Annotated in this window: 22 protein-coding genes; 20 read left to right on the top strand and 2 right to left on the bottom strand. The window is 67.1% G+C overall.

Features of this window, described 5'->3' with window-relative positions:
* The 20 genes from N4G70_RS28805 to N4G70_RS28710 all read left to right on the top strand — a co-directional run bounded on the left by N4G70_RS28805 (position 1) and on the right by N4G70_RS28710 (position 20341).
* Positions 1-1821: a DUF6582 domain-containing protein gene (locus N4G70_RS28805; protein ID WP_261715675.1), complete on the top strand. Its 1821-nt coding sequence runs from the start codon at positions 1-3 to the stop codon at positions 1819-1821.
* Between the two features lie 123 nt (positions 1822-1944).
* Positions 1945-3315, top strand: coding sequence for a hypothetical protein (locus N4G70_RS28800; protein ID WP_261715674.1), 1371 nt, complete (start codon positions 1945-1947; stop codon positions 3313-3315).
* A gap of 59 nt (positions 3316-3374) precedes the next feature.
* Positions 3375-3725: a hypothetical protein gene (locus tag N4G70_RS28795; protein WP_261715673.1), complete on the top strand. Its 351-nt coding sequence runs from the start codon at positions 3375-3377 to the stop codon at positions 3723-3725.
* A gap of 3 nt (positions 3726-3728) precedes the next feature.
* Complete coding sequence (locus N4G70_RS28790) at positions 3729-4397, top strand: hypothetical protein (RefSeq protein WP_261715672.1); 669 nt, start codon at positions 3729-3731, stop codon at positions 4395-4397.
* A gap of 18 nt (positions 4398-4415) precedes the next feature.
* Positions 4416-4907: a hypothetical protein gene (locus tag N4G70_RS28785; RefSeq protein ID WP_261715671.1), complete on the top strand. Its 492-nt coding sequence runs from the start codon at positions 4416-4418 to the stop codon at positions 4905-4907.
* A 72-nt stretch (positions 4908-4979) separates the two neighbouring features.
* A complete protein-coding gene (locus N4G70_RS28780) occupies positions 4980-5231 on the top strand; it encodes a hypothetical protein (protein ID WP_261715670.1) in 252 nt (83 codons plus the stop codon).
* On the top strand, positions 5228-6379 hold the full coding sequence (locus N4G70_RS28775) for a phage tail tube protein (protein WP_261715669.1): 1152 nt from the start codon (positions 5228-5230) through the stop codon (positions 6377-6379). The genes N4G70_RS28780 and N4G70_RS28775 overlap by 4 nt, the downstream gene beginning before the upstream one ends.
* Before the next feature lie 84 nt (positions 6380-6463).
* Positions 6464-6868 carry a hypothetical protein gene (locus tag N4G70_RS28770; RefSeq protein ID WP_261715668.1) on the top strand — a complete coding sequence of 135 codons (405 nt, stop codon included), beginning with the start codon at positions 6464-6466 and terminating at the stop codon, positions 6866-6868.
* A 116-nt stretch (positions 6869-6984) separates the two neighbouring features.
* Entirely contained in the window at positions 6985-7128 is a 144-nt protein-coding gene (locus N4G70_RS28765; RefSeq protein WP_261715667.1) for a hypothetical protein, read from the top strand.
* 4 nt (positions 7129-7132) lie between these two features.
* Positions 7133-7585, top strand: a complete 453-nt coding sequence (locus N4G70_RS28760; protein ID WP_261715666.1) for a hypothetical protein — start codon at positions 7133-7135, stop codon at positions 7583-7585.
* A gap of 39 nt (positions 7586-7624) precedes the next feature.
* Positions 7625-11482 carry a phage tail tape measure protein gene (locus tag N4G70_RS28755; RefSeq protein ID WP_261715665.1) on the top strand — a complete coding sequence of 1286 codons (3858 nt, stop codon included), beginning with the start codon at positions 7625-7627 and terminating at the stop codon, positions 11480-11482.
* A gap of 10 nt (positions 11483-11492) precedes the next feature.
* Positions 11493-14345, top strand: a complete 2853-nt coding sequence (locus tag N4G70_RS28750) for a hypothetical protein (protein ID WP_261715664.1) — start codon at positions 11493-11495, stop codon at positions 14343-14345.
* A gap of 9 nt (positions 14346-14354) precedes the next feature.
* Complete coding sequence (locus tag N4G70_RS28745; RefSeq protein WP_261715663.1) at positions 14355-14891, top strand: hypothetical protein; 537 nt, start codon at positions 14355-14357, stop codon at positions 14889-14891.
* A 14-nt stretch (positions 14892-14905) separates the two neighbouring features.
* Positions 14906-15160: a hypothetical protein gene (locus N4G70_RS28740; protein WP_261715662.1), complete on the top strand. Its 255-nt coding sequence runs from the start codon at positions 14906-14908 to the stop codon at positions 15158-15160.
* Positions 15161-15216: 56 nt separating this feature from the next.
* Positions 15217-15990: a hypothetical protein gene (locus tag N4G70_RS28735; RefSeq protein ID WP_261715661.1), complete on the top strand. Its 774-nt coding sequence runs from the start codon at positions 15217-15219 to the stop codon at positions 15988-15990.
* Positions 15990-16877 (top strand): glycoside hydrolase family 25 protein, encoded by an 888-nt coding sequence (locus N4G70_RS28730; RefSeq protein ID WP_261715660.1) that lies wholly within the window; start codon positions 15990-15992, stop codon positions 16875-16877. Before N4G70_RS28735 ends, N4G70_RS28730 begins: the two co-directional genes overlap by 1 nt.
* A gap of 11 nt (positions 16878-16888) precedes the next feature.
* Complete coding sequence (locus N4G70_RS28725) at positions 16889-17245, top strand: hypothetical protein (RefSeq protein WP_261715659.1); 357 nt, start codon at positions 16889-16891, stop codon at positions 17243-17245.
* Between the two features lie 12 nt (positions 17246-17257).
* Positions 17258-17554, top strand: coding sequence for a hypothetical protein (locus N4G70_RS28720; RefSeq protein ID WP_261715658.1), 297 nt, complete (start codon positions 17258-17260; stop codon positions 17552-17554).
* On the top strand, positions 17551-18231 hold the full coding sequence (locus tag N4G70_RS28715) for a hypothetical protein (RefSeq protein ID WP_261715657.1): 681 nt from the start codon (positions 17551-17553) through the stop codon (positions 18229-18231). The genes N4G70_RS28720 and N4G70_RS28715 overlap by 4 nt, the downstream gene beginning before the upstream one ends.
* Positions 18232-18724: 493 nt before the next feature.
* Positions 18725-20341, top strand: coding sequence for a TROVE domain-containing protein (locus tag N4G70_RS28710; protein ID WP_261715656.1), 1617 nt, complete (start codon positions 18725-18727; stop codon positions 20339-20341).
* A 162-nt stretch (positions 20342-20503) separates the two neighbouring features.
* Here the strand turns inward: N4G70_RS28710 and N4G70_RS28705 are convergent, their stop codons facing one another.
* Both N4G70_RS28705 and N4G70_RS28700 read right to left on the bottom strand, forming a co-directional pair.
* Positions 20504-20683 carry a hypothetical protein gene (locus tag N4G70_RS28705; RefSeq protein ID WP_261715655.1) on the bottom strand — a complete coding sequence of 60 codons (180 nt, stop codon included), beginning with the start codon at positions 20681-20683 and terminating at the stop codon, positions 20504-20506.
* Positions 20684-20698: 15 nt separating this feature from the next.
* Positions 20699-21076, bottom strand: coding sequence for a hypothetical protein (locus N4G70_RS28700; protein WP_261715654.1), 378 nt, complete (start codon positions 21074-21076; stop codon positions 20699-20701).
* Between the last annotated feature and the right edge of the window lie 67 nt (positions 21077-21143).

The following is a 21143-nucleotide window of genomic DNA, read 5'->3' as shown; positions in this document are numbered from 1 at the left end:
ATGGGCACCATCGGAACCGTCTCCGGCATCGCCCTCGCCCCCGGGGTCAGTAACAACGGCCGCCTGTACACAGCCGAGGTGATCGGTCGAGCCGTGGCTCGCGCTCAGGCGCGCATCGCTGAAGGCTCACAGCCGCTGACGATGCTGACGCACCACGCGGCTGACGACGACTCCACTCAGATCGTCGGCAGGATCACCTCGATCGATCAGGACCAGGACGGCAGTGCCCGCTTCACCGCCGATCTCGCCGACACCGGGGAGGCCCGCACCATCGCCTCGCTGGTCGACACCCGAGATGGCAAACCGTATCTGCGGGGCGTATCCATCCGAGGCGGTTGGGTCGGCCGTGTCCGACGCCAGGTCGGACCTGGTGGCACGGCCGTGGAGACCGCGAACGATTTGGAGCTGGACGGCCTCGACTTCACCCGGAAGCCCGGCGTGCCTGGCGCCCGGGTCGACAGCTTCACCCCTGCGGGCACTGCTCCGGAGGAGACGGCATCCGATGGCCGGGTGCTCATCACCGAGTCAGTGCAGGAGGCGCTGGTGCATACAGTCACCGAAGCCGCCGATGGGGCGGACGCCTCCGGCAGCGAGCAGGGCCCGTTCGCGGACCCCGGCTACCAGAAGGACAAGCAGAAGCGCTACGACCTCTCCACCAAGGCCAAGGCGAAGGCGGCTTGGAGCTACATCTCCCAGGCCGACAACGCCCGCCTGTACACCGCGGCCCAGCTGAAGAGGGTCAAGCAGCGCATCACCAAAGCACTCCGCGGCTTCGGAGTGACCGTGGCGACCCAGGAGGGCTGGCTCATCGACCCGGCCACCCAGGTCACCGAGTCGCTCGCCGAATGCTGGGGCATGGACGCGACGGACGCCGGGAACCTTTACGTCTCACTGACCAACGGGCCGACCAACGTGACCGTCACCTCGCAGAGCCTCGACCCCCACGACCTCGACGCAGTCGGGCGTGCGGCCATGGACGGTGCCTGCCAGGCCCTCATGCAGCTCGACCCCGACATGGATGCCGACGTCGACGTCCCCGGCGAGCCAGACGACGATGCGGCGCCGGCCTCAGCAGCGGGCGCGGACTGCCCGTGCGGCTGCGGCTGCGCCATCCCCGCCACCCCGGGCGGATGCCCGTGCGCGTGCGAGTCCTGCATGCACTGCAAGACGGACGAAGACGACGACAGCGGCGGCGACATGGGCGAGTCAGCCCCCTTGGGCGAGATCCGCATTCAGGTCCAGGAGGGCCTCGACGACGCCGAGTTGGAGCAGGTCATCCGCTCCACGCTGCTCGCGCGTCGCGCACAGACTTCGGCACCGGAGACGCCGGCGGCCGACCCCACCCAGGAGAAGGAGCCCGCCATGGCGGAGTCCACCACCCCGGCGGCCGAGACCCCGGGAAGCACCGACGGCATGGACGCCCTCGGAGCGAAGATCGACAAGCTCAGTGACGCCCTTGCCGGATTCGTCACCGCGATGACCCCGGCCCCCGCCGCAGTGGAGTCTTCGGCGGCCGAGCCCGTCACAGAGGCCGCCCCGGCCGTCGAGGTGACCGAGACCGAGGACCAGCGGATCCAGCGCCTCGTCGCCGAGGGCATCGCCAAGGCGCTGCCGACAGCGGTGCAGGAGCACGTCGAGGCGACCGGCCCGTCCCGCAAGGGCCTCGTGCAACCCGTCACCGAATCGAGCGCCGTCTCCAGCGGACTGCCTGAGGGCTGGCCGCCGAAGCCGCTGCACGAGTACACCGACGAGGAGTGGCGCCAGACCGGCGGCGCGGCCGTCGTCGGCTCGATCCTCGGCGACCGTGTGCCCCGCAGCTAGTAGCACCACGCCTGAGCCTCTCCTGACCGCCAGCCTCGCTGGTGCCTCACGGCAGTGATGGTCACCCAGCCCCGCCCAAGCGCGGGGCTTCGTCGTACCCCCACTTCCCTGAAAGGCACCACCATGTCCCAGGCTGAACTCCGCGAGGCACTGACCGCGGCAGGCGCATCCGCGCTCACCCCCACGATCGTCGACCCGATGCTGCTGGAGTACCAGCGCCGGTACGCGCCGCTGGTCCGCGCGACCCCGTCCCGCAAGTGGGACAGCACCGTGTACTACTTCAACCAGCGCACACAGCGGGCCACCGGCGGGTTCGTCACCGACGGCGGCGCCCGCCCGGTCTCCAACTCGACCTACGTGCAGAACCAGTTCACGATCCGCAACATGCAGGCCGTCGGCGCAGTCACCGGCTACGCCCAGGCCGTCACCCGCGGCCTCGTGCAGGATCTGAAGCAACAGGAAATCGAAGGCTCGATCCAAGGCCTGTACTGGGACATTGAGAACGCGATGCTGTGGGGCAACAGCGCGTCCACGCAGTACGGGGCGTACCCGCAGTTCGACGGCCTCGATTCCCTGGTCAGCACGTTCACCGGCAACAGTCAGAACGCCATCGACTTCAACGCCGCGATGTCCCTCGGTGCCCTCGACAAGCTGATCGACATGGTCGAGCAGCAGGCCGCCATGGCCATCCAGGACTCCTCCTGGATGCTCGTCATGTCGCCGACCGCCGCGTCCAAGGTCGCCCAGCTCCTCCAGGCCCAGCAGCGGTTCTCCGACCGCGTCGAGGTCGCCGGCGGCCTGAACGTCATGACCTACCGCGACGTGCCGATCATCAAGTCGTCGTTCCTGTCGGCGCGCGGCTACGGCATGGGCGCGGTCACCACGGCGACCGCCACCACCGGCGGCACCCTCGCGGCGGCCACGTACTACTACCAGGTCGTGCCGGTCATCGCCCGACAGGGCGAGATCCAGGCGTCCACCGAGGTCTCCCAGGCCACCACCGGTTCGACCTCGACCGTGACGCTGTCGTTCTCGACGCCGACCGGCCTCGACGGGTCGCAGCCCAACGTGTACAAGGTCTACCGGTCCACGGCGACGGGCACCGAGACCCTCCTCGGCTACGTCGACGCCGTCGTCGGTGTCGCCGCCGACGGCGTCACCCCGGTCCTCACCGTGTCGATCGTCGACGACGGCACCAAGCTCACCCCGAAGAACGGCAGCACCGTCCCCGCCCAGGGCCCGGCCGCCTACGTCGGCACCAACACGTCGGCGAAGCCCGCGGCGTCGGGCCAGGAGAACATCTACCTGATGGCCCGCGACCCGAACTTTGTGGTGCGCCCCTACGTCCGCGAGCTCACCCCGCTCGACGTGTACCCGACCACCGCCGGGCCCGACCAGCTGCCCTACGCGATCGTCTCCGACACGACCCTCGCGGTTCGGGCGCCGAAGTACCTGGGCCGTCTCAGCCGTGTGACGGCGACCCTGTCCAGCTGACCATCCGCGCGGCGCGCCCGCCCGTGGTGCGCCGCGCCGGACCCGAGGAGTGCAAGAACATGGCACGCATTCGCAAGGTATCGGCTGGCAGTGACAGCTTCGGCCACACCTGGGACTCCGACGGCGCGACCGTCGAGATCGACGACCCCGAGCAGATCGCGGCACTGCTTGCGATCGACGACGCCGGATTCTCCGAAGTCACCCCCGAGCCGGAAGCCGGCCCCATTTCAGAGCCCGACCCGGACCTCGACGCGGCGAGCGCCCACAACGATGACCCCGAGCCCGCTGCGGAGTTCTCCGAGATCGACCCGAAGGCCGAAGAGTCCGAGATCGACCTGCGAGGCGAGAACGTCGAGGCGCCGAAGCCAGTCCGACGCGGTGGCCGCAAGCCCGCCTCCTCGCAGGAGTAGCTGATGGCCGCGGACTCCCCGGTCCCGCTCGCCACGGCGGCGGACATGCAGGCCGGGCAGTTCGCCGACCTGGTCCGCGACTACAGCCCAACGGCCTTGGCCGAGCTGATGATCGAGTCGACCCGGCAATGCGAAGGCATCGCCGGCCGCCGCCTCGCCCCATTCACGGGCGTCCCGGAAACTCACCGGGCACAGGGCATCGACCCGGACGAGTACTCCGACGCCGGATCCATGCCGATGGACATCCACGGCACGCTCGGCACCTCCTATGCCAACGCACTCGGTGCAGGCGACCAGGTGCGGCACGTCTGGCTGAACGAGTACGCCCCCCGCTACCCGGAGCTGTGGGGCTACGCGAACATCGGCGTGACGATCCTCCGCTCCTACGGCGGATCCCAGGCCGTCACCATCGCCTCACTGCTCGGCCCGGAGCCGGACTCGGGGCACGTCTGGTTCGGGCTGGGCACGTTCCTGCCGGTCGGATCCTGGATCCGCGTCACCTACGACGGCGGCTACAGCACAGTGCCCGCCGACCTCGGCCGGGCGTGCAAGCTCATCGCGGCGAGCAACGTCCTCGGTGAGATCGACCCGGCCGGGACCCAGTTCGGGCACGACCGGGGCGTCCTTGCGGCGCAGGCCGAAGCGATCCTCTGCAAATACCAGCCCACGTAGACCCACTTGGGGGCCGGCATGAGCAGCGCAGACGCGGTAGCACGCGAGACGGCGTGGCTGACCTCGTTCGACCCGACCGACGGGCTTCCCGCCCTCCTCGCGACCGATGGCGGACCGTTCGACATCGTGCAGGGCTACCTCCCAAGGACGCCCGTCCAGCGGCGCTGCCAGCTGTACGTGATGCGGCGGCGCCTTCAGGAGGTGCGGACCGCGCACGTGCGGCGTATGGCCCGCCATCAGTTCGAACTGCGGATCATCTGGCCCGCATCGTCGCCGACCGGAGCAGCCGAAACCCCGCAGCAAGCCCTGGACAGCGCGATCGAACTCGTCCTGCAACGGATTGGCGGGTTGATGCTCGACAAGACCCACGGCGGACGCTTCCTCAGCGTTGCCGAGGACCCGCCCGACGTCAGCGTTGACTTCGCCGACCCCGAACCGTCGATGCGCGACCGAGCCGACCTGACCTGCGTCGTCAGCTACTCGGCTGACGACGTCGAAATCAACGGCTGACCCCTTCCTCTCTCTTCAGCCCCCGGGCCGTCTGGCCGGGGGCTTTCCCACGACCCGACACGGGAGAGCCCTGTGCGCCAGCGCAACACGACCCCCTATGCGTGGCACTTCGCAGTCACGCCCGCCACCGACGATCAGCCCGAACAGGCCGCCTTCTCCGTCGAGTCGGGCGAAGTTGCCGATCGGCCGCAGCTCCTCGACGGCTGGACCGCTGTCGAGGACGAACCCGAACCCCAGCACGACAAGAACTCCATCGAGGCGGCCAAGGCGCGCCCTCGTAAATCTGCGTCCGTCGAGGACAGCAAGGGAGGTGAGCCGCAGTGACACTCCTCTCCCGGCTCGGATGGATCGGTATCGCCAAGGAAAGCGTCCAGGGGACCTTCCTCGCCCCGACGTTCTACATCCCGGTCAACAAGAGCGACTTCAACATCGAGTACACACAGCTCAAGGACGTGTCTTACCGGGCCAGCGACACCAACCTCCAGGGCCTGTACCAGGGCGTGGGGGAGACCTCGGCCTCGCTGGAGCTGTCCGCCTACCCGGACTGCCTCGGCTACTTCCTGCGGATCATCGGCCCTGACACCGTTTCGGCGGGCGTGTCGACAACGCTTTCGTCGTCGACCACCATCGGCGCCACGTCGATCTCGACGGCAGTCTCCATCCCGTCCGGCTCGACCATCGCGATCGACACGGCGGCCAACTTGGAGTACGCGATCACCGGAAGCCCGACCGGGTCGGGCCCGTACACGATCCCGATCACCACTCCGTCCGGCGGTCTCACCAAGGCGCACAGCTCGGCAGTCACGGTGCTGTCCCAGACGACGCATACGTTCAAGCAGTCGGCATCCGTGGCCAAGCCCACGTACTCACTGGTCGACCAGAACACCTACGAGGCTTGGGGCTACCCGGGCTGCATGCTCGGTGAGGTCGGCATCAAGATCGACCCCAAGGGCATGTGCACCCTCGACGCCAAGCTCACCGGCTGGATCGGCGCCATCCAAGGAGGCCTGACCGCCCCGGCGTTCACGGCCGTGCAGCCGATGCTCGGCTGGCAGTGGGCCATGACCAACGCCGGCGGAGCCTCCACCCGCGGACTGTCCTACGACCTCACCCTGAAGCGTGAAACCGACGCCATCCACGCGTCCAACGGCACGCAGCAGCCGCGCGAAGTGTTCTCCGGGGTCCTGGAAGCCGACATCAAGTACAAGGCGATCTACGAAAACGACACCGACTACAACCAGTACTTGCAGGCGTTGCAGACGTCCCCGACGTCCGCCGTGCTCACGCAGCCCCTGGTAGCCGGTGGCGCCTCGCTGACCATGACGACCACCGCGCCCGGCTGGTCCAAGGGCGGCTACGACAAGTCCGGCACCTACGTGACCGCCGACTTCGAGATCGCCGGCATCAACAACACCACGGATGGCGGCGCTGTCCAGGTCGTGCTGAAGAACTGGGTCTCCTCCGCCTACTAGATCAACTCCCCGGTCGTGCCGCACGTGAGGGCGTCACGGCACGACCGGGGTCTGACGCCCTCGACGCCCTGCTTGGAGTTCCCCATGGCCGGCTACACCAGCCCCTACGTTCTGCTGCCCTTCCCCGATCTAGGCGACGACGTGTCGGTCCTGATCCGCAACCCGCAGCTCCTGCCCCCCAGCGAACTCACCCCTGAGGACGTGCAACTCGACGACCGGGGGCAGCCCGTCGACCCGCAGGCCGCCAACATGGCCATGTACAAGGTCTTCGCCCGGCTCATCGTGGCCTGGAAGGTCTACGACGCGTCCGAGCTGATCACCCCGGTGGAGATCGCCGAGGATGCCGACCCGGTCACCCTCTTCGAATCGCTGGAAACGACAGCGCAGCCCCGGCTCGGAGCGATCAGCCCTGAGAACATCGCCCGGCTTCCGATGCGCATCATCAACCGCATCGGCGCCGAGCTGGGGAGTATCACGGACCCCAAGTAGGCCCCGGCTCCCCGTACTACGAGGACGTCCTCCTCCCGGTCGAATCGATCATTGAGGGGACGTGGGGCGGCGACAGCGCCCCACCCGAATGGGCCGACTTCATCCTGATGCGGCGCATGCACTGGTCGTGGGAGCAGCTCCAGGCCACGCCCCTCTATGTGCGCCGCTACGCCCTCGACTTCCTCGGCATGATCAGCGAGCACGAGGAAAACGAGGCCCAGCGCTCGCGCAGCAAAGCCGAACGAGACGCCAGGGGGTGATGCGGTGGAGCTGCGCCCTGGGATCTTCCGGGTCCTGTTCGCCGAGATCGCGACAGACGGCCAGCTGAAGTCCCGCACCGTCCTCACCCAGCTGGCGAACGCCATCGAGCGGCAGGCCAAGGTCAACGCCTCCAGTGGCGCCCACAAACGCGGCACCCCCACACCGGCCCGATCCGGCAGCGGACCCGCGGTCGTCTCCGGAACGCTGCGCCGCTCGATCACACACAGCCCCATCGTGTCCTACGGCGCCGGCTGGGAGACCAAGGTCGGCACTGGTGCCGGGATCATGCCGCCCTATGGCCGGTCACCCGCGTCCGTCTATGGCCTGGCCCTGGAAACGGGACTCCGTAACGGGGCCGTCTATCCGTTCTTGGGCCCCGCCTACCGGTTCGGCATCACGATCGTCGCACCACAGCTCTATATGAGCGTCTACCGGGCCCGCTGGCCCCGCATCTGATCCGAGCACCGCCCACCTGAACCTGTGAGGGCGGTGCTCATGACCGAGGTTGCCGACCTCTTCGTTCGCCTCCGCGCAGAGACCGCGCCTTTCGTCCGCGGCATGGTCCAGGCCGGTGCGTCCGGCGAGTCGTTCACCCAGCGCATGGGTGGCCTGTCGGGGATGCTCACGAAGGTCGGCAAGGCCACCACCGTCGTCGGGCTCGGTTTCGTCGCCTACGGCGTCAAGGCGGCCGGTGATTTCCAGCAGCAGATGAACCTGCTCGTCACAGCGTGTGGCGAGTCGACGTCGAAGCTGAAAATGGTCTCCGACGGCGTCCTGTCGCTGGCTCGCGAGACCGGTACGTCGACAAAAGAGCTCGCCGACGGCATGTACCAGGTCGAGAAGGCCGGATACCGCGGCGCTGACGGCCTCAAGGTGCTGAAGGCGGCTGCTCAGGGTGCGCGCGAGGAAGGCGCCTCCCTCAAGGACGTCACGAATGCGATGACGTCGGTGATGGCGTCGTACCACCTCAAGGCGTCCGACTCCGTCCAGGTCATGAACGCGATCAAGACCGCCGCAGGCGAAGGCAAGATCACTATGGAGGAGTTCTCCGGAGCTCTGTCCACTGTTATCCCGATCGCTTCGGCCAACAAGATCAGCTTTGCCCAGGTCGGCGGCGCCATCGCCACCCTCACGCAGCACGGCACCTCAGCACGCGAGGCCACCCAGGAGCTTGCCTCCACGATCCGCAGCCTGGCGGCCCCAAACAACGTCGCCGTCCAGGAGATGCAGCGCCTCGGCCTGTCCTCGACGGACGTGTCCACCAAGCTCGGCCAGCGAGGCCTGACCGGCACTCTCGACCTGCTGTCGCAGACGGTCCTTTCGAAGATGGGCAAGTCCGGCACGGTCCTGCTCGACTCGTTCAACAAAACCAAGCAGGCTGGCGCTGACCTGCAAACGATGCTCAAAAGCATGCCCGCGCCCGTGCAGAAGCTGGCTACAGACCTGCAAACCGGGGCCATGAGCACGGGCGCGTTCGCCAAGGCCATCAAGGCGCTGCCCGCCGATCAGAACGCGATGGGCAACCAGTTCAAGACGCTGCTTCAGAAGACCACCGGCTTCAACGCCGAGCTGAAGAAGGGCGGCCCGGCCGCTCAGACGTACACCGAGGCCATCAAGAAGATGGCCGGTGGGGCGATCGGGTTGAACACGACGCTTCAGCTCACCGGTGAGAACACCGAAGGCTTCAAGGAGCGCGTCGACAAGGTCGCCAAGTCCATGAAGGACGGCGGCAAGGACGTTGAGGGCTGGGACATCACCCAGAAGTCCTTCAACGTCCAGATGGGCAAGCTGAAAGAAGCCGTCACCACGACGGCGATCACAGTGGGTACGAAGCTGATTCCCGTCATCCTCTCCGTCGTCAGCTTTTTCGAGCAGCACAAGGTTGCCACCGAGGCCCTTGCTGTCGCCATCGGCGTCGTGCTGACCGGCAGCGTGATCAAGTTCATCGCGGGCGCGGTCAGCCCTCTGGTCAAGGCTATCGGCGGCATCGGAACCGCCATCACCAAGATCCCGTGGGGTGGCATCGCCTCTGCCTCATCTAGCGCCTTCGATACGCTGCGGCTGCGCGGCATGATGGCCATGGACGGCGTGCGCGCCGGAGCCTCCACCATGCGCACCGGCCTCACCTCAGCCCTCGACACAGTGCGCCTTAAAGGCATGTACGCCTGGGACGGCATCAAGTCCGGCGCCTCCTCAGCCGGTACGGCAGTAGCCAACTTCGGCCGCACAGTCGGCACTGCAACCGCCTCTGCGGGACGAGCCGCCTGGTCCGGACTCGTCTCAGGGATCACAGCCGTCGGCACGGCCATGAAGACTGCCGCGCTCGCCTCACTGAACTTCACGAAGTCGATGGCGGCCAGCGCAATGGCGGGCCTCCGGACCGCCGCCGCATGGACGGCACAGAAGATCGCGCTGATCGCCTCCACCATCGCGGAGAAAGCAGCGGCTGCCGCCCAGTGGCTCCTGAACGCGGCGATGGACGCCAACCCGGTCATGCTCGTAGTCATCGCGGTAGCCGCCCTGGTCGCTGGGCTGATCTACGCCTACAACCACTGCGCCACATTCCGGGCGATCGTCCAGGCTGCGTTCCAGGCGATCGGCGCGGTCGCGATGTGGCTGTGGCGAAACGTGTTTGAGCCGGCGTTTCACGGCATAGGTGCTGCGGTCGGCTGGGTCGTCGATTTCGTCAAGGGCCACTGGCCGATGCTGCTGGCGATCCTGACCGGGCCGATCGGTGTCGCGGTCCTGCTGATCGTCCGCTACTGGTCGCAGATCAAGGATGCCTTCTCGAACGCCTACCACGCTGTGGTCGGCGCCGTGACGAACATGATCGTCTTTGTGGCCCTGCTGCCAGGCCGGATCATCATGGCCGTGGCGTCACTGGCCACCAGCCTTTTCGCGTGGGCGACGCACGCGTTCACTCGGGCCAAGGACGCGACGGTCTCCGTCATCACCAGCCTCCTGGCCTGGTGGGTGACGCTGCCCGGCCGCGTGATCATGGGCGTGGCATCGCTCGCCGGGCAGCTCTTTGCGTGGGCGTCTAGCGCGTTCAACCGTGCGAAGAGTGCAGCGATATCCGTGACCAGTTCCCTGCTGTCCTGGTTGGTGGGCCTGCCGGGCCGGATCCTGTCCGCACTAGGCAGCCTCGGCGGGCTACTGGTCAGCGCTGGCCACGACCTTATCCAGGGCCTCCTCGGCGGCATCTCCAGCATGGCTGGGGCCGTCGTCGACAAGGTGAAGAACCTGGCCGGTTCAGCCGTCTCGGGCTTCAAGTCGATGCTCGGCATCTCCTCGCCATCGCGGGTGTTCAAGGAGCTGGGCGGCTACGTCATGCACGGCCTGGTCGACGGGCTCACCGGCTCGACAGCCAAGGTCAAAACCGCAACGACGCACATCGCCAGGTCGCTGTACGTCGACTTCGGGAACTCGGCCAGGAGTTTGCAGCGCACTGTCGCCAACGACAATGCGGTCCTGTTGTGGCTCGCCAACAAAAGGGACGCCGTCGCCTCCCGCATCAAAGCCACACAGTCCACGCTGGCCAGCCTCCAGAAAGACTGGGTCAAGGAAAGGGACTCCGTCGCCTCCGGGATGATGCAGAACGTCTCCGTCATCACCACGGCACCGGACGCCACAAGGCCGATGGCGGCCTCCGACGTGCTGAACAGCATGAGCCAGCAGGTGGCGAAAGCGACACAGTTCGCCGCCGACCTGCAAGTGCTGCGCTCCAAGGGCCTGAGCACCGACCAGATCAGCCAGCTCGCTACGGCGGGCGTCGACCAGGCTGGTGCTACGGCGACCGCCCTGGCGGCGGCGTCGAAGTCGCAGATCATGCAGATGAACAGCATGCGGGCCGGCATGCAGAAGGCGGCCAACGGCACGGGCGCGGCGGTCGCGGACTCCATGTACGGGGCGGGCATCCAGTCCGCGCAGGGCCTGATCAAGGGCTTGCAGTCGCAAGAGAAGGCGATCCAAGCCCAGATGACGAAGATCGCCCTGTCGATGCAGTCGGCGATCAAGAAGGCGTTGGGTATTCGCAGTCCGTCCCGCGTCTTCGCCGAGCTCGGCCAGTTCGTACCCCAAGGCCTAGCCCAGGGCATCCAGAGCGCCGCCCACCACGCCACCACCGCAGCACGCGGCCTCGCCACCGCAGTAACCGGAGCGGGCGCCCTCGGAACACCAGGTCTCGCGATGGGGGGAGGGGGCGCCACGATCATCAACAACTACTCGGTGACCATCGCACCCCAGGGCTCCATCCTCGCCGAGCGGGACCTGAAGAACCAGGTCGAGACGCTCATGCTCCAGGCAGGCGCCCGCAACTCCCAGACCTACGCGTCCTACCAGTCCAGCAGGTGAGGAGGCGGCTATGGCAACCAACCCGAACTGGCCGCTAATCGAAGACGGCTGGGCGCCGTACTGGAACGCAAACGGCGGCGCCCCATGGGACCGTTTCGTCGAGGTCACCGGCCGCACTATGGGCACGGGCGGTAGTCAGCGCGGGCGTCAGTACGAACTGGACCAAGTCCGCGCTGGCGAACTGTCGCTGACGCTGGCGAACACCGACGGCGTTCTCGACCCGACGAACACCAGCGGGCCGTTCTATGGGCATGTCGCGCCTTACCAGCCGTACCGGAAACGCGCGATGTGGCCGCCAGCCATCAACCTGCTATCGCAGGTCATGGCCACCGGCGGGGATCTCGGCGGCTACGCCGTCGGCGCGAACGTATACAACGCCGACATTTTCAGCGACACCGACCCCACCGTCTCCGGGATCATCGTCGCGTCCGGCACCGCCTACCAAGGGTCGAACGTTCTCCAGTTCAGCGTGCCATCCGGCTCGGCGGTCAACGCGCGGATCTGCCGCACCATGGAGCCTGCGGCACTGCCGGGCCAGACGTACACGATGCAGATGCGCATCCGGAACGTCACCCCGGGCACCTCGTTGCAGGTCAAGGCGGGGATCGGCTGGTACCTCGTGCCTCTGGCGGTGTCGTCCTCGTTCACCTACGGGTCCACGGTCACCCTCACCGGTTCGGCTACCGCTTCATGGACCTTGATCACTGTCACCGCGACGGCGCCGGCCGGTGCCATGGGCATGGATGTCGGCGCCATGGTCGCCGCAGCCGCCGGCGCGACCTGTTCAATCCAGGTTGACGCCTGGCAGCTTGAAAAGGGCAGTTCGGCCAGCAGCTGGGCGCAGCCGGGCATCTGGTACCCGATGTACGAAGGGTTCGTCGAGCGCTGGACGCCGACGTGGAAATACGGCACCTACGGCACCGTAAGCCCGACGGCTGTCGACGCCTTCGCACTGCTCTCGCAGGTCAAACTCGACGATCCGCTCACCGAGGCAATCAACGCGGCGGCCCCACGCTTCGTATACCGGCTTGACGACCCGGCCGGATCGACCACCTTCACCGAAGCGACCGGCGCCTACACGGCCGCAGGGATTGCCAAGTCGAAGAACGGCCCCGGAGTGATCGCGGCGGGTACGCAAATCACTGCCACCGACCCGGTGAACGGGATCTTCTCGGGCAGCACCGGTACGGTCACGACGTTCACCAACCCGCACCCCGGGCAGGGATCGGGATTCGCGTCATCTGTCATCGACCTCACCACGTCCGGAGTCGTCGGGCCTGCGGATCCGACACAGTGGACCCGCGCAATCGCATTCAAATACACGGGCCCCATGCCCACGGACGCAGCTGTCCTCTGGTCGTCCATGGACCGGCAACATGCCGCAACTGGCACCGTGGCGACGGGCAGTCGAATCTTCGTGGCAATCGGGACTACCGGCCACCTGAACCTCATCATCGGCGGCCCGACAAATGTCTACCTCAGCGGGATCTTTACCGCCAACGATGGATCATTCCCCAACGTCGTCGACGGCAACTGGCACTTGGCCATCTTCGGATGGAGCCAGGCCTTCGGCGAGGCCAGGGCCAGTCTCGATGGAAACAACTGGTTCTTCACCAGTCAGCCCAGCACCATCACGCCGACTGGGTTGGTCTCAGATTCCCTGGGGGCGTGGTACGACCTCGGGCTCGGCGGACAGGCCGGCAACAACTGGCAGGGGGACCTCGCGTTTGCCGCAGAGTTCCCCGCGTACCTGTTCAATGCGTCAACGGACGCCATTTACGCGGCGTGGAAAACCAGCTTCGCTGGCGACTCAACGGACGCTCGGTACGCCCGCATCCTGCAATACGCCGGCTCAACTGCCTTGTCGAACATCCAAACGGGACTCACGATCAGCATGGGACCGGCAGCGTTCGGCGGGCAAGACGCCCTCACTGCGCTCCAGGCCGTCGTCGACACGGAGAACGGCGAGCACTTCGTTGGTACCAACGGACGGGTCAACTTCCGTTCCCGGGCGGCCCGGTACGACGCGCTGACCCCGGTCTATACGTTCGGGGAAAACGTGGCGGCAGGAGAGTATCCCTACGAGGACTGCCAACTCGACTACGACCCGACGCACCTCGCCAACCAGATCACCGTCACCCAGACAGGCACTGGCCAGACGTTCGCCGCGCAGGATGCGACGTCGATCCAGGCGTATTTCCCGCGGTCGCTGACCCGCAGCATCAACTCCTCATCGGCCGCCGAATGCCAGGACGCTGCCGACTATCTGCTGTCCCGGTATAAGCAGCCCTCGACGCGGGTCTCGTCTCTCAAGTTGCACCCGTCGGCTTACCCGGCGCTGTGGCCGGTCGTGCTCGGCCTCGAACTTGGCACTCGGGTGCGGGTGATGAGGCGCCCGCCGAACCTCAACGCGATCCAGATCGAGTGCTTCGTCGAGTCGATCAAGTTCGACTGGGACGACAACGGCGAAGCCACCGTCACCCTTCAGTGCTCCCCGGCGGACACGACCCCCTACGGGATCTTCGCGGCGTGGCGTACCACGCTGAAGACCTCCGTGGCTTCCGGCGTCACCTCGATCACGATCAACAACAGCCAGGACAACACCAACCCCCTGGCCGCCCAGCTCTCGGCCGGTACGCAGATCGTCCTCGGGCAGAACACCGCCAACCAGGAGACCGTCACGATCAGCGCCGTCGGCGCGACCTCGGCGGGCTGGACCAGCGCAGTCCTCACCCTCACCGCGGCCACCACCAAGGCTCACACGGCCGGAGACCTCATCAACGAGGTTCTCCCCGCCGGAACCACCGACCCCACAACCTGGGACGCCGTCGCCGCACTCGACGCCGTCGCCTTCGCATACTAGGAGGGGCTGATGGCCCGTACCGTCCCCGTAGCCACCACCGAATCGCCAGGCCTCTTCGTCACCTCCGCACTGTGGAACGCCCAGGTCGCCGCACTGAATTCGTTCCTGACCGCGGTGCCCGTCTTCGTCGGTTATGCGACCAGCGTGCAGTCGATCCCCAGCGGCAACGTCATGACCGCACTGAATCTCGACACTGAGCTGCTTGACGCCGACGGCGGCCACTCCACCGTCACCAACACGAGCCGGTACACGCCGACTGTGGCCGGTTTGTATCTGGTGATCGGGTCCGTGGGCTGGCCTGCGAACAACACCGGCGACCGGCGCTTGCAGGTCGGCCTCAATGGTGGCGGTGTCGTCGGCTCCGGTGCCTCCTACGACCCGACCAGCGGCGTCACCAACGGCATGCAAACCGTCTCGACCGTCACCTGCAACGGATCCACGGACTACATCGAGGTCATGGCCGCACAAGCCAGCGGCAGCGCCCTTTCAACGATCGCAGGCGGCATCTTCAGCGCAGCCATGCGCGTGTTCTGGATCAGCCGATAGCTAGGGAGAACCCTGTGAGCTCGATAGATGCCGCCACCCAGTACGCGTTCAGCTTCACCATCAGCAGCGAGACCGGCGAGAACGACGGCGGGTTCATCCTGACCGCTGCGGCCGGCGTAACCGACGAGATAGCCCTCGGCATCGCCGCTGCGTTCAACGCCCAGCCCTGGCCGGCTGGAGTCGTCAACCCCATGTCCGTCATCAAGCAGGACATCGAGTACCGGGTCTACAACACGAACCTCAAGTCGACGCCGCCGCTATTCAACTAGCCCCAGCCTGCACACCTTCGCCCCACTCCGGGGCCGCCCCTTGCCCTGGAGGCACCATGAGCACGCCTCACGTTGAACTGCTGCCCGTCGCTGTCGGCCGATCGATGGGCCGGCACGTCGAGCACGATCCTCGCTCTCGCGCCTTCGCGCACGAGACGCTCCCGGCCGACGCGATCCGCTCCGTCGCCTGGACCCGGCGCACGCCCGTCCTGGATCAGGGAGCGCTGGGGAGCTGCACCGGCAACGCCGGTACTGGCCTCCTCGGCACGGACTCGGCGGGCCGGTCTGGCCTGACGTCGGTGACGATCTCGGTCACCGCAGCGCGCGCGTCCCACGGCATCTTCACTCCGGGTGTGTACGCGCCGGACGAGGATTTCGCGGTCCGCCTGTACTCGTTGGCTACGCGCCTCGACTCAATCTTCGGGCACTACCCGCCGACTGATACCGGATCGTCCGGGCTCGGCGTTGTGAAGGCGCTCCGCGCGCTCGGGCTCGCCACCAGCTACAGCCACGCCTTCTCGCTGGCGGCCCTGACCAGCGCACTCCAGTACGGCCCGGTGATGATCGGGATTCCGTGGCTGAACAGCATGTTCGACCCCGACACCGACGGTCGACTCGGCGTGGACCGCACAACGGGCGTCGCAGGCGGACACGAGATCGAGCTGAATCGATTCGACGCCGCCACCGGCGACTACTGGATCACCAACTCGTGGGGAACCGGCTGGGGCATCGACGGGTCCGCGTACCTCACCACCCCCGACCTGCGCTGGCTCCTGTCCCAGCAGGGCGACGTCACCATCCCGACCTGGACCACCGCCAAGGGGGACTGATGGGCACCTACGGACAGGACTGGGCCTCGTACCAGTCCGCGACACCGGACACGAGCGGCCTCGGCTTCGCGTTCGTCAAGATCACAGAGGGCCTCTCGTACATCAACCCGGTCTGGCGCACGCAGCGCGACCACGCCAAAGCCAACGGCCTTGTCTGGGGCGCCTACCACTACCCCCACATGGCCAACAGCCCCCAGGCCGAGGCCGACTACTTTCTCCGCCAGGTCAACTGGCAGTCCGGCGACCTCGTCGTCCTCGACTGGGAGGGCTACGACCCCTCGAACGTCGGCGTGCCGAAGTCGACGCAAGCCGCGTACAAGACGGCCTGGCTGAAGTACGTCAAGGCCCAGCTCCCGAACCTTCGCGTCGGGATGTACGCCAACACCGACTACTGGCGCAACGTCGACCAAGACGGCTACTACGGCGACTTCCTGTGGATCGCCACCGCCGGCCGCACCGCCGGCGACCCCGGGATCCAGGCCCCATGGCTGTTCCACCAGTACAGCGAATCCGGCGGCCTCGACCGCGACTACTGCCACCTCGACGCCGCAGCACTCCGCGCATGGGCGCTCGGCAATCAGACCCCGGAGGACGACATGCCCCTCAGTAACGACGACAAGCAGGCGGTATCCACCGCCGTCTGGGACGACTACTCGATGGACGACCCGACGAAGCCCGGCGTCCAGTACACCCCCATCAAGAGCGTCCTGTGGTTCGCCGCCGCCAACGCTGCGAGCAGTGCCTCCACAGTCGCCGCACTGGACAAGAAGATCGATGCCCTCGCGGCCACAGTCGCCTCGCTCAAGACCACCGGCCTGTCGCCGGACCAGATCACGGCGATCGCCAACGCGGTCGCCGACGTCCAGGCCAAGCGCCTCGAAAGCTGAAGGAGTCCACCATGAAGATCTTCGGTAGGGAACCTGCACTTGTCCTCGGTCTCGTCGCCGCGGCCGTGAAGCTCGTCAGCGCGTTCTGGCTGCACACCAGCGTCAACCAGCAGGCCCTCGTGAACACTGTCGCCGCCGCCGCTGTGGCACTGATCATCGCGTTCCAGGTGCACGACGGCGTCGGCGCCGCGTTCCTCGGCTTCACCCAGGCCGCCATCGCCGCCGCCGTGGGCTTCGGCCTGCACTGGTCGCCCGACAACCAGGCCGTGGTTTTCGCGTTCGTCTCGGCGGCCGTTGCCGCGTACACCCGCACCCAGGTCACCGCACCGGTCCTGGCCCCGGCGCTTAACCGCCCGACGGCCATCTGATCGGAGTAGCACGTGCCAGACGAGCCGACCCTCGGTGAACTTGCGCGCCGCTTCGAGGACCGGCTCGTGGACGTCCGCGACGACATCCAGCAACTGGGCCGTCGCATGGATGAAAAGGTGGATCAGCGGGTCTACGACCTGCGGCACGAAGCGCTGGCCTCGCGGGTCTCCACGCTAGAGACGCTGCGGGAAAAGGACGCCGAGAAGCTCGTCGCGACCCGCCGTTGGCTGATCGGCGCGGTCATCGTGCCACTCGTCGGGATCCTCTTGCCGGTGATCCTGCTGCTGACGCGAGGGGCGGGATCGTGACGCGGTCGACGATACGCACCGAGGAGCAGCGCTGGCGACGCGGCGACTCCTGGGTCATCCTCGGCGCGATCATCCTCGGGATCGCCCTCGCAGCGATCGTCGTCAGCATCTACCAACTCCAGTCCTCTCTACAGACCTCCAACGATGCCCGTGACATGCTCGCCCGGCAGGTGCAGGAGCTCGGCCATACGCCCGTCGCCGGCCCGCCCGGCAGCCGCGGCGAACCGGGCCAGTCGCTGACCGGCCCGCGCGGGCCCGAAGGTGAACCCGGCCCCGTTGGACCCACAGGTCCGGTCGGGCCGGCCGGGAAAACAGGGCAGACCGGCACCCCTGGCACCTCGGCAACTGGCGCCCCCGGCACGGCCGGACAGCCTGGATCTGTCGGTCCGCAAGGTTCCCCCGGGCCGACCGGACCCGCCGGCGCGCCGGGGAAAGACGGAACGGACGGTGCCGCAGGCAAGGACGGCACGGACGGTAAACCCCCCGCGGGCTGGACGTACACCGACCCCCAAGGCGTCGAGTACCAGTGCGTGCCAGCCGACGGCTTCGACCCGAACGCGCCCCGCTACAAGTGCACCGCGGTGAACCAGCCGCCCCCGTCGCCCGCTGCTCGCCGAAGTCTGTTCGGGGTGGGGGCGCTAGCGATGTCCTCGATGTACCGGAGACTCAACGCCTGACCGGCAGCCCGAGGCCGAGCCGGAGTAGCAGCGCCCCCTCCTTCGGGAGGGGGCTTTCGTCGTGCATGCAGGGGCTGAACTTGCATGACGGATGCCGATTTTGGGGTTACAGTGACGGAAGTCCAGGTGCGCAGGTGCGAGTTACTTCCACTGCTAATGGTGAGGTCGCGGGTTCGAGTCCCGTCGTCGACTTCGGGTTGGCGTAGCTCAGATGGTAGAGCGCATTGTCACTTGCTCCGACCTTGATCTCTGGACATACAACTTCATGCACCTCCCGGTGCGCAGGGCCCGGTTCCTTCCTTCCAACGCAAAGACCCGGTCCCGACTTTGATCTCGGGAGGCACGAGCATCGGGGCGCCCGGTGCGCAGGCAACGGTTACTTCTATGGTTGAAGCGCCCTCGGGGCGCGCGGGTTCGAACCCCGCAGGTCCGTCGCCGACTCTGATCTCGGGCGCCCCACGCTGTGCTTCCCCTCCATGTGAGGGGATTTTTCATGTCACGTTTCAACACCCGTAGCGTCCGCCCTGCCGTCAGATCACCCATCACCACAGCCGCCGAGCGCACCATCACGCACGAGGGCGGGGCCGGCCACCTGCGAGACGCCAAGTCCGATCTGTTCATGCTCGCCGTCTCCAACTTCGTCGGCACCGACACCTTCTACGAGAAGGCCGGGCAGCGCGACGACCGCTACACCCAGCTAATTCGCAAGCTCGCCGTCGAAGATCCCGAATGGACCGCAGGGCTTCTCAAGTGGCTCCGTGGCGACGCGAACATGCGCACCGCCGCCCTGGTCGGCGCGGCCGAGTTCACCGCCGAACGTCTTCTTCACGAAGCCCCTGGCTACTCCCGGCGGGTCATCGACTCCGCCCTTCAGCGCCCCGACGAACCGGGCGAGATGCTCGGCTACTGGACGTCGAAGTACGGCCGCGCTCTCCCCAAGCCCGTCAAGCGGGGCATCGCCGACGCCGTACAGCGCCTCTACACCGAGCGCGCCCTCCTCAAGTACGACACCGCGACGAAGGGCTACCGGTTCGGCGACGTCCTCAATCTCGTCCACGCCAGCCCCGCACCCGACAAGGCCTGGCAGGGCGACCTGTTCGACTACGCACTCGGACGGCGCCGCAGCGCCGGAAGCGGAGACATCCCCAAGTCGCTGGAGACCCTCATCGCGAACTTCGTGATCCGCAACCTGCGGCCGGATGAGCGGCACGTGTTCCTCCGCCAGCCCGACGCGTCCGAGCGTCTCGCAGCGGCGGCGTTCACATGGGAGATGCTCGCCGGCTGGCTCCAGAGGCCGATGGACAAGGAAGCCTGGGAGGCGGTCATCCCGTCCATGGGCTACATGGCGCTGCTCAGGAACCTCCGGAACTTCGACGAGGCTGGCGTTTCCGACGAGGTGGCCGAGCAGGTCGCGAAGCGGCTGGCCGATCCCAGCCAGGTCGCCAAGTCCCGCCAGCTCCCGATGCGCTTCTACTCCGCCTACAACGCAGCGCCATCGCTGCGCTGGGGGCACGCACTGGAGAAGGCGCTCACCGCGTCGCTCGCCAACATTCCGGCACTGCCGGGCCGGAGCCTGGTCCTCGTCGACACGTCCAGCTCGATGCACGCGTCGTTCTCGCGCGACGGTTCCCTCATGCGCTGGGACGCAGCAGCACTCTTCGGTATGGCCCTCGGCCGTCGCTGCGCCAGTGCCGACGTTGTCTCTTTCTCTTCCGCCCGGTACTACGTGAACGATGCGCCGGGTGCGAAGACGAAGGCGTTCCCGCTCACGGCAGGTGCCTCCGTCCTCGGTGACGTGAAGAAGTGGCGTGACGGGGGATGGTTCCTCGGTGGCGGCACCGACACGGCCGCCGCCCTGCGCCAGGAGTACCGCGGTCACGACCGGGTCATCATCGTCACCGATGAACAGGCCGGATACGACGGCGTCAACGTTGATCAGTCCATCCCGCAGACGACACCAATGTACACATGGAACCTCGCCGGATACGAAGCCGGACACGCCCCCTCGGGGCGAGGTCAGCGCCACGCGTTCGGCGGCCTCACCGACCAGGCCTTCCGGATGATCCCGCTCCTCGAAGCCGGCCGCGACGCCAAGTGGCCCTGGCTGTAGATGAAAGCTCTGCATACCTGCCACGCTGGAGGTACGGCAGGGCGCGCACGCCGACCCGTTCGCGGGCAAGGTCTCTCGGGGCCCGCGCACAACTTGCAGACGGCCCCGTCCTCTTCGGAGGGCGGGGCCGCTTCGCTGTGCTGCCTCTACTGGTCGGTGCGGTTAGTCCTCGTCGGCGTAGTCCCATGCGATGCCGCGGTTGTGTTCGGCGACGTGGGACGTGACCCCGTCGTCCCACTGAACGGCCTTGATGTCGTCGTATCGGCCGCCGGTGGCGGTGATGGCGCCGCCGATCTTCTGCGTGCCGTCGTCGAGGTATCCGTAGACGCGTGCGCTGATCATGATTCCTCCTGCTGGTCAGGTGGTGGGCGTCGCGCGCGACGCAGTGTCGGTCTTGCGGTTGCGGGGCTGCCCGTGCTTCTCCAGGACGCGGTAGAGCCGCGAGGGCGGCATCCCGGCGGCGATGGCGATGGCCTTGCGGTCGGCGTGCGGGCTTGTCCTGTCGGCTGCCGCCATTGCGTGCTCTCGCAGTTCCTCCAGGCCCTGGATGACGCGGGACGCCTGAGCAATGGTGGCGATCAGTTCAGGGAAGTCGACGCCGTGGCGCGGGCTCCGCTCGGCGATGTTTCCTTGCACTCCGGCGATGAACGCCTCGGCTACGTCGGGGCGGATGTCGTAGGCGGTGACGACCTTGTTGGTGTGGGCGCTGCCAAATTGAGCGAACCAGTTCTTCATGGCGCGAACGCTACATGCATCGCGAACGCTACACAAGGGGCCGTGTAGCGCATAACGTTCCCTTATG

The organism is Streptomyces sp. ASQP_92, assembly GCF_025399895.1.
Lineage (GTDB): Bacteria > Actinomycetota > Actinomycetes > Streptomycetales > Streptomycetaceae > Streptomyces.
Note: the sequence above shows the minus strand (reverse complement) of the source record. Positions and strands in the feature narration are given on the sequence as shown.